6 protein-coding genes are annotated in these 5,295 nt (G+C 67.4%); 5 read left to right on the plus strand and 1 reads right to left on the minus strand.

Annotated elements, in window-relative coordinates:
• Nucleotides 1–286 precede the first annotated feature (286 nt).
• Entirely contained in the window at nt 287–1,276 is a 990-nt protein-coding gene (locus tag AC5JJ1_RS11210) for a Bug family tripartite tricarboxylate transporter substrate binding protein (protein WP_495785210.1), read from the plus strand.
• A 151-nt stretch (nt 1,277–1,427) separates the two neighbouring features.
• A complete protein-coding gene (locus tag AC5JJ1_RS11215; RefSeq protein ID WP_495785205.1) occupies nt 1,428–2,471 on the plus strand; it encodes a hypothetical protein in 1,044 nt (347 codons plus the stop codon).
• Here the strand turns inward: AC5JJ1_RS11215 and AC5JJ1_RS11220 are convergent.
• On the minus strand, nt 2,455–2,826 hold the full coding sequence (locus AC5JJ1_RS11220) for a transposase (RefSeq protein ID WP_495785206.1): 372 nt from the start codon (nt 2,824–2,826) through the stop codon (nt 2,455–2,457). The genes AC5JJ1_RS11215 and AC5JJ1_RS11220 overlap by 17 nt on opposite strands.
• A gap of 31 nt (nt 2,827–2,857) precedes the next feature.
• Here AC5JJ1_RS11220 and tnpA point away from each other — a divergent pair, with 31 nt between their 5' ends.
• Genes tnpA through tnpC form a run of 3 tightly spaced genes read left to right on the plus strand, consistent with a single transcriptional unit; the run spans nt 2,858 to nt 5,200 of the window.
• Nucleotides 2,858–3,253 (plus strand): IS66-like element accessory protein TnpA, encoded by a 396-nt coding sequence (tnpA, locus tag AC5JJ1_RS11225; protein ID WP_495785207.1) that lies wholly within the window; start codon nt 2,858–2,860, stop codon nt 3,251–3,253.
• A complete protein-coding gene (gene tnpB / locus AC5JJ1_RS11230; RefSeq protein ID WP_495785208.1) occupies nt 3,250–3,606 on the plus strand; it encodes an IS66 family insertion sequence element accessory protein TnpB in 357 nt (118 codons plus the stop codon). Before tnpA ends, tnpB begins: the two co-directional genes overlap by 4 nt.
• Nucleotides 3,607–3,619: 13 nt before the next feature.
• Nucleotides 3,620–5,200 (plus strand): IS66 family transposase, encoded by a 1,581-nt coding sequence (tnpC, locus tag AC5JJ1_RS11235; RefSeq protein ID WP_495785209.1) that lies wholly within the window; start codon nt 3,620–3,622, stop codon nt 5,198–5,200.
• Nucleotides 5,201–5,295 lie beyond the last annotated feature (95 nt).

The raw sequence follows: 5,295 nt of genomic DNA on the forward strand, positions 1-5,295 counted from the left end.
CTCCAACCTCAGCGGCGTCAGCCCCCAAGATGTGGTTACTCGGACGCGCTCCTAGGGTCGCCTATCAGGACCGAAGAGGGCAATTACGAGCGCAAGTGGCAATATCAGCTCCGGCTCTACCTCGCGGAGGGCTAGGGCCTGTCAACCCTTGAGCACTGAGACGCTGCTTCCCACAACCAACTGGGTCATCCGAGAAGCTCAAAACGAATGGGCTTTCAGCTACTCGGTAAGCAAGAGCAGCATGCCACCGCCGGGACCGTCTCACCGGGCGAGGGAGGAATCCGACATGCCGCAATGCTCTCGAGGTTCTCGACGCTACACCCTCGCTTTACTCACCGCCGTATCGGTCCTGCCGCGCGCCGCGCCGGCGCAGGACACCGCTTATCCCTCGCGGCCCGTGCGCCTCTTGGTCCCGTTCCCGGCGGGCGGCGCCGTGGACGTGCCGTCCCGGGCCTTGGCCGCAGCGCTGGCTGTCCGCCTGGGGCGGCCAGTCGTGGTCGAGAACCGTCCTGGGGCCGGTGGCAATGTCGCAGCCGAGGCTCTGGTCCGCAGTACACCTGACGGGCACACACTACTTGTTGCATCAATCGGCATCATGGCGGTGAACCGCCATATTTTTCCCAGCCTGCCCTACGATCCAGATCGTGACTTCACCCCTGTCGCCCACCTTTGGGACACGTCGCTGGCGCTCCTCGTGCCGGCAGCCTCGCCGCACCGCTCGATCTCCGACCTCGTGGCCGTCGGCCGCAGCGCGCCGCTCACCTGTGGCACGTCAGGCAACGGCACTTCGGACCATCTCGCAATGGCGCTCTTCGCCGAGCGAACAGGGGTGCAACTCGTACATGCGCCTTACCGCGCCGGCGGCCCGGCCGTAGCTACTGACCTGGTTGGCGGGCGCCTCGATATGACGATAGGGAACTTTCCGGCCTATTTGGGCGGCATCCGCGGCGGGCTACTGCGCCCGTTGGCCATGACCGGCGCTGCGCGCTGGCCGGGGCTGCCGGAGGTACCGACCATGGCCGAGGCCGGTGTGCCGGACTTGGTCTTCTCCTCCTGGACGGCGCTGGTTGGGCCGCGCGGCCTTCCTGGCCTGGTGCGTGACCAGCTCGCGGCCACGGTTGCGGCCGTCTCGGTGGACCCTGACTACCGCGACCGCATTATAGGCATCGGTGGTGTCCCGGTTGGGGCGGGTCCGGCGGAGCTCGCGGCGCTCACGTCGCGCGAGACGGCGCGCTGGGGCGAGGTCGTCCAGCGCCTCGGCATGCGCGCGGACTAGCTGATGGATGTGGCCGCAATGGCTGCCAGTGCTGTCCCGAAATACAGAAGGTAGGAGCCGTATGCGCCATGGCTGACAGCACAGCTGTACCCAGTACCGCCGGATGGGGGGTTTGCACCTCGCCTGACACATGCCGGGCGAGTCAACGCAGTTGCGCGACCTGATCCGTGGTGGCGAAGCGGTGCGGGTATTGGAGAAGCTGGGCTCCCAGGGACTGCGACAATGGGACCGCGTTGCCACACGGGTGATCCCGCTGCGCGAGGGTGCCGTCATTAGCGGCACGCTGATGCTGTTCGAACATGACATCAGCGAGGCGCTGCTTGCCTCACTTCGGAAAACCCGGACAGAAGCGCCTCGCGAAGTTGCGGCGGTTGCGCGCGAGTTCGGCATCGAGACAGACGCTAAGACACTGGCCGACATCATGACGCCGGACCTCCTGCTAGCCAGCGCTGCCTTCATGGTCACCAATCTCTGGCTTGATGCAGCGCTCAAGGGGGCACAGGGCCGGAATCGGCCGGAGCTGCTCAACAGCGAGGGTGACCCGCTCGACTTCACCACTATGCACTTCCCCTTGTTGAAAGGCACCAAGCCCGAGCAGGTCCGCGAGGCGCTGGCTGCCATACCGGCACTGCGGCAGGAGAACCTCGGATTCTGGAACTGGTTGGATGAGCCTGGGGCGAAGCCAAAGACCGTACCGCGCCAAAGGAAGGCCCAAACCTTCTTCAGCACAATGGAGGACGGGTCGGTGGTTCTCGGCACGCTGGCGCTTAAGGGCCGTCGCCTGTCATTGGAGGTGAACTCCACTCCCAGGGCGGAGCGTGGCCGGGCAATGCTCAAGCCCGCGCTGGTCGGCTTAGTAGGTTCACCCCTGACCGAGCGGACCGACCTCGAGCAGATGCTAACCGCCGAAGGCCCACCCCCGAAGCCGAGCGGCCTCACGCCGGAGGACGAGCGCGCACTGCTACGGCAGACCCTGGACGACCACTACCGGAACATTCTCGACCAGCCAATCCCCGCTCTCGGCGGCAAGTCGCCTCGCGCGGCGACGAAAACACCGAAAGGGCGGGAAAAGGTCGTGACTTGGCTTAAGATGCTGGAGAACCATTCGGCCAAGCGCCCGGCTGGAGACCCGATGGGCGAGTACGACTTCCGCTGGATGTGGCGGGAGCTATTGATCTTCACGGAAGTTGGGTAAGGCTCAGGCCGACGTGCCGGAAACAGCCGATGATGAAGTCGGCCCGGTGCTGCAAACGGCGGAAGGCGCGGCGGACGCACCGGTGGAGCTCGGCAATGTCGCAGGGCAGTGCGTTTTCCATGGTGCGTTTGACCCAGGCATTGCACAGCTCCTCGGGATTGAGATCCGGCGCATAGGCCGGCAGGTAGGCCACCGCGAAATCGCGGGCATGGCGTTCTAGGAAGGCAGCCGTGCGGTGGGCGCGATGGGCATTCAGCCGTAAGCGCAGCGACCGGGCCCTTCTTGCGCGGGCCTTGTGTGGCTGAGAAGTAGGCCGTCGCGGAGGTGAAGCGATGGCCGGCTCGAAGTCTCGCATCAGTGCTAGCACTGATGCTGCCACAGATGATGTGACGCGTGTAGAGATCGTCACCCGTGGCGAGGCCCGGCGCGAGTACACGCGGGATGAGCGGGCCAGGGTGCTAACGGAGGCGGCGATGCCGGGGGCCCGGGTGCTGCTGGTGGCGCAGCGCTACGGGATTTCGCCGAGCCTGGTGTATCGCTGGCGCCGTGAGGCAGCAGGTCGCCCGGCGCGGCAGACGGCGCCGCGGGCACCACGCTTCGTGCCGCTGCTGGTGGATGATGACGGTACCCGGCAGGGCCCAGTCGCGCCGCCCAGCGCGCCGATGCCGGCCGCAGGCACCGACCTGATCGAGGTGGTGCTACGCAACGGCCGCTTGCTGCGGGCTGGCAGCGGGATGGATGCGGCGGTGGTGGCGCGGCTGGCGGCGGCCCTCGAGGCATGATCACGCTGCCGCTGGGGGCGCGGATCCTGCTGGCGACGCGGCCGGTCGACTTCCGCAAGGGGGCGCATGGTCTCGCCGCGCTGGCGGCCGAGATGCTGAGCGAGGATCCATTCTCGGGCGTGGTGCTGGTGTTTCGCTCGAAGCGTGCTGACCGGATCAAGCTCGTGGTGTGGGATGGCAGTGGCTTGGTCCTGGTCTGGAAGCAATTGGAGGCCGGCGCGTTCCGCTGGCCACCGGTGGTGGATGGCGCGGTGCGGCTGACGCCGGTCGAGTTCGCCGCGCTATTCGCCGGGATCGATTGGACGCGGGTGCAGAGTACGAAACAGATTCCCAGGCCGAGCGTGCCTGCGTAGAATCGCCGGCACGATGCGCGAGGCCAGCACTCCAACGCCGTCACTGCCTGATGACCCCGCGGCGTTGCGCGCGCTGCTGCTGGCGGCCTGGGCCGAGCGCGACAGCCTGAGCGCCGAGCGGGATGCACAGGCGGAGCGGATCGAGCGGCTGCAGCACCTGCTGCAGAAGCTCCAGCGCATGCAGTACGGGCCGCGCTCGGAGCGGCTGCCCGAAGACCAGCTGCGGTTTGCCTTCGAGGAGGCCGAGGCCTCGCTCGCCGCCGCTGAGGCAGAAGCGGAGAAGGGCTCGCCCGACCTGCACAAGAAGAACACGGCTCGCCGCCGGGCGGGCCGCGGCCGGCTGCCGGCACACCTGCCACGTGTGGAACAGGTGCTGCTGCCCGAGAGCACCGCCTGCCCCTGCTGCCAGGGCGCCATGGTCGAGATCGGGGCCGACACCGCCGAGCGGTTCGACGTGATCCCGGTGCAGTTCCGCGCCCTGGTCACCAAGCGGCCCAAGTTCGCCTGCCGGGCCTGCCCGGGCGTCGTCGTGCAGGCACCCGCCCCGGCGCGCCTGGTCGAGGGCGGCATGCCGACCGAGGCGGCGGTGGCGCACGTGGCGGTGGCACGCTATGCCGACCACATGCCGCTGTATCGCCAGGCCCAGGGCTTGGCACGGCAGGGCATCGAGATCGGCCGCGAGGTGCTAGCCGGCTGGCTTGGCGCGGCGGCCTTCCAGGTCCGCCCGGTGGTGGCGCGGCTGCGCGAGATCCTGCTCACCTCCGTGCGGCTGTTCGCCGATGAAACCGGAGTGCCAGTGCTCGACCCTGGCCGCGGCCGGACCAAAAAGGGGTTTGCCTGGGCGATCGCCCGCGATGACCGGCCCTGGGGTGGCAGTGAACCGCCGGCGGTGGTGTTCCACTACGCCCCCGGCCGCGGTGCGGAGCACGCACAGGCGCTGCTGGGTGGCTACACGGGCCTGCTGCAGTGCGACGGCTATACGGTCTACAAGGGCCTGGCCGCGCCGGAAGGCGGCAAAGGCGCGACGCTCGTCTACTGCTGGGCCCATGTGCGGCGCGAATTCTATGACCTGACCAAGAAGAACACGGCGCCGATTGCCGCGGAGGCGCTGAGGCGCATCGCCGCGCTCTACGCCGTCGAGGACACGGTCAGGGGACAGCCGCCTAACCAGCGCCGCGCTGCGCGAGGGGCAAAAAGCCGGCCGCTGGTGACTGACCTGTTCATCTGGCTGGAGCAGCAGCTGACACGATTGCCGGGCGGCAGCCCGACCGCAAAAGCGATCCGCTACGCGCTGAACCATCGGGATGGGCTGGAGCGATTCCTCGACGATGGCCGCGCGGAGATAGACTCGAACGTGGTCGAGCGCGCCATCAGACCTCTGGTCTTGAGCAGAAAAAACGCACTTTTTGCCTCGGGTGATGACGGCGGGCGCCGCTGGGCCGACCTCGCATCTCTGATCGAGACGTGCAAGCTGAACAGCGTCAATCCACAACTCTACCTTACCGACCTGCTGACCCGATTGGTCAACGGCTGGCCGCAGAGCCGTATCGATGAGCTCATGCCCTGGCACTGGGCTCCTGCAAAAAGCGGCTGAGCGTCAAGCGGCCCGGAATAGGGTGCGGTAGTCTCGCTTACATTCAGCCGATCCCAGACAACCAGCAGGGGCTGGCCAATCTGTCGTCGGAAGTG

This window comes from Belnapia sp., assembly GCF_059504005.1.

Excerpts from the sequence above, each read along its gene's own strand:
- AC5JJ1_RS11210 (WP_495785210.1), top strand. The coding sequence starts at position 287 with ATGCCGCAATGCTCTCGAGGTTCTCGACGCTACACCCTCGCTTTACTC.
- AC5JJ1_RS11220 (WP_495785206.1), bottom strand. The coding sequence starts at position 2,826 with ATGCGAGACTTCGAGCCGGCCATCGCTTCACCTCCGCGACGGCCTACT.
- tnpB (WP_495785208.1), top strand. The coding sequence starts at position 3,250 with ATGATCACGCTGCCGCTGGGGGCGCGGATCCTGCTGGCGACGCGGCCG.
- tnpC (WP_495785209.1), top strand. The coding sequence starts at position 3,620 with ATGCGCGAGGCCAGCACTCCAACGCCGTCACTGCCTGATGACCCCGCG.